The following is a 3,284-nucleotide window of genomic DNA, read 5'->3' on the forward strand; positions in this document are numbered from 1 at the left end:
TCTACTGAATATGCTTTCATTGGTGTATTTTTTTTAATCTATTCTTATTGTACCTCATAACACCCGGAAGTGCTGTAAGTTTGAGGTTGTCTGTTGCTGCTCAACTATACCGTTAGACCACTAACTTACTAGACTGGCACTTCTAGAAGATAGCTATAGTAATGCAGACTGAAAATAACCATAATAAAAACCCGGTTTCTTCAATCAACCGGGTTTTTATCTATTCGATCGCCCTTACCCCAATCTACAATTACTACAAGGTAGAAGTGCCACTTAAATCGCTACTTGTTGGTAGCTGAATGGGACTCAAATTCGCATTAAGTAAGAGGTCAGCTTCCTTACCAGAAGGATTAGCAGTAGGAGCGATCGCACTACCAACACTCGCCGCTTGCAAAGGTAGAATTGGCTGAGTTTGAGCGCTGGTTAGAGATGTTAACAAGCTGTTAGACTCGTAGATGAGAATGTCATCATCGATGCCACTAAAGCTATTCAGGGTTGGAATTGAACCGCCATTTAGCAAGATGTCATCGGTGGTAGTTGTGGCAGCAGTTAGTGTTGAAATAGCTGGATTAGTAGATGTTGTCACCAGTGGCTGGCTGGCACTTTCTAGATTAGTAGTCGTGCTGTTTGGCTGGCTAGTTGGTGCAGTAATCGTGCTGTTTGACTGGCTAATTGGTTCAATAGTCGTGCTGTTTGGCTGACTAATTGGTTCAGTAGTCGTGCTGGACAAGCTAGTATCAGAACCGCTGTCGATCGCACTTAGAACATCGTCGCTATCAACAGGTTCGCCGGTTAAAAAATCGATATCCGAGGGAGTATTGAAAACTCCAGGCAGCGGGGCTCCGGGGGTGATGGAAATAAACCGAGAACTATCGATCGCACTAAATTGAGTGTCTTTCACCCAAGCTAAATGTTCGCCGGTACCTGCGATGCTAATCAAAGCATCGTTAGTATAATTTTCGCCGCCTTGAACGATTTGCAATTGGTCAAAAGTGAGGTCTTGTGAGAGTCCGAAGTAATCGCGATCGCCCTGGAAGTAGAAAATGTTATCAAGTCCCGAACTTGGTGCTAGCACAAATATGTCGGAACTACTGCCTCCAATCAGCGAATCTTGGCCATTTCCGCCCTTGAGCACGTTGTTTCCTTCGCCGCCGTAGAGACTGTCATCGCCTTCGTTACCGTTCAGGCTGTCATTGCCACTGCCACCATTTAAGAAGTCGTTGCCATTACCGCCATCAAGGGTGTCATTGCTGCTGCCACCGTCGAGACTGTCATCGCCTTCGTTACCCAAGAGGTTGTCGCTGCCGGCTTCCCCGGTTAGCAAGTCGTTGCCACAACCGCCGTCAAGGGTGTCCTGACCGGCACCTCCCAGCATGGTGTCGTCCTCGCATTCGCCGAACATTAAGTCGTCGCCGTTACCACCGCCCATCCAATCGTTGCCACCACCACCTGTGAGGGTGTCGTCGCCGGAATCGCCTGTGAGGGTGTCGTCGCCGGAGTCGCCGACAACCATGTCGTTACTGGCCCCGCCGTCCATCAAGTCGGTTTCGTCGCCACCGTAGAGGGTGTCTTCCCCTACTTCGCCTAACATCGTGTCTTGCCCTTGACTGCCAAACATCAAGTCGTTGCCGGCACCTCCGAAGAGTTTGTCGTCGTCGATGCTGCCGTCAATTTTGTCGTTGCCGGCACCGCCGAACAGTTGGTCGTTGCCCGTACCGCCGAACAGTTGGTCGTTGCCGGCGCCGCCGTCGATGCTGTCGTAGCCGGAACCGCCGTCGATTTTGTCTTCGCCTGCTTCTCCAAAAATCAGGTCGTCGTCTTCGTCGCCCCAAATGTTATCGCTGCCGGCGCCGCCGTTGATGAAGTCATCGCCGGCTTTTGCCCAAATGTTGTCGTTGCCATCGCCGCCGAGAATCGAGTCTGCGCCGGAACCGCCGTCTATGTTGTCGCTGCCGGTTTGTCCGAGGAGGGTGTCGGCTGCATCTCCGCCGTAGATTTGGTCGTTGCCACGGCCGCCGTCGATCAAATCTTGGTCTTCGCGGCCGTAGAGTTCGTCGTCGCCGTCGTTGCCCCACAGCGTGTCATTTCCGGTACCGCTATCGAGGAAGTCGTTGTCGTCGTTACCTTCGAGGCTGTCGTTGCCGGATTGACCGAAAATTCGATCGCGCCCCTCTCCCCCTGCTAAAGTATCGTTGTTCGCCCCGCCGTCGATGTAGTCGTCGCCGCTGTTGCCGTCGGCGATGTCGTTGCCGTCATTTCCGAAAATGCGATCGCGCCCTGCGCCGCCAGTTAAGCTATCATCGTCCGCGCCACCTTCTAGGTAGTCGTCGCCATTGTTACCAGAGAGGGTATCTTTGCCGATTTGACCGAAAAGTCGATCGGCCCCTTCGCCACCATCGAGGCTGTCGTTGCCCGATTCGCCGCGCAGAATGTCATCTCCGGTTTGTCCTAACAGCGTATCCTCGTTATCTCCACCCCACAGTTCGTCATTATCGGCATTGCCTTCTAAGAAGTCATTGCCTTGGCGACCGTATAATTTGTCACTGCCATCATTGCCGGAGAGAGTGTCGTTTTCGGTACCGCCATCTACAAAATCGTCGCCTGTTCCGCCAGCTAGGGTATCATCGCCACCTTCCCCGTAGAGGCTATCATTATTTTCGCCGCCGTCGAGTTGGTCGTTGCCGAAACCGCCGAACAGGGTATCGCTGCCGGATTCTCCCAGCAAATTGTCGTTGTCGTCTCCTCCCCAAAGAGTGTCGCTATCGTCGCCACCGAACAGGGTATCGAGGCCGGATTGACCGTAAATTCGATCGCGCCCTTGATTCCCCTGAAGCAAATCATTACCGGAACCGCCATCAACAAAGTCATCGCCCCGGTTGCCGATAACCGTGTCATCACCGACTTGTCCGAACAAACTGTCGTTATTATCACCACCGTCGAGAATGTCGTTACCGTCACCGCCTTCGAGGGTATCGTTTTCAGTACCGCCATTGAGAGTATCGTTGCCGAGTTCCCCAAAAAGTCGGTCTGTTCCTGAGTTGCCTTCGAGGATGTCATCGCCACCGAAGCCGTAGAGAGTGTCGTTGTCAGCTTGACCGAGAAGGGTATCGTTACCGTCGCCTGCTAAGAGTGAGTCATTGCCGAAACCGCCTTGCAATAAGTCGTTGCCAGCTTCGCCGAACAGGGTATCTTTGCCGTCTCCGCCGTAGAGGGAATCGTTACCTTCGCCAGCATCAAGGATGTCATCGCCGTTTTCCCCAAACAGGTAGTCGTCACCAGCTTGG

The 3,284-nt window shown here is 52.7% G+C and carries 1 protein-coding gene; it reads right to left on the bottom strand.

All coding sequences use genetic code 11. The features are described 5' to 3' along the window. Positions 1–253: 253 nt before the first annotated feature. On the bottom strand, positions 254–3,284 hold a 3,031-nt coding region (locus QUA57_RS13425), incomplete at its 5' end, for a calcium-binding protein (RefSeq protein ID WP_445304474.1).

Source organism: Microcoleus sp. Pol7_B2, assembly GCF_036701035.1.
In the GTDB taxonomy this organism is placed as follows: Bacteria; Cyanobacteriota; Cyanobacteriia; order Cyanobacteriales; family Microcoleaceae; genus Microcoleus.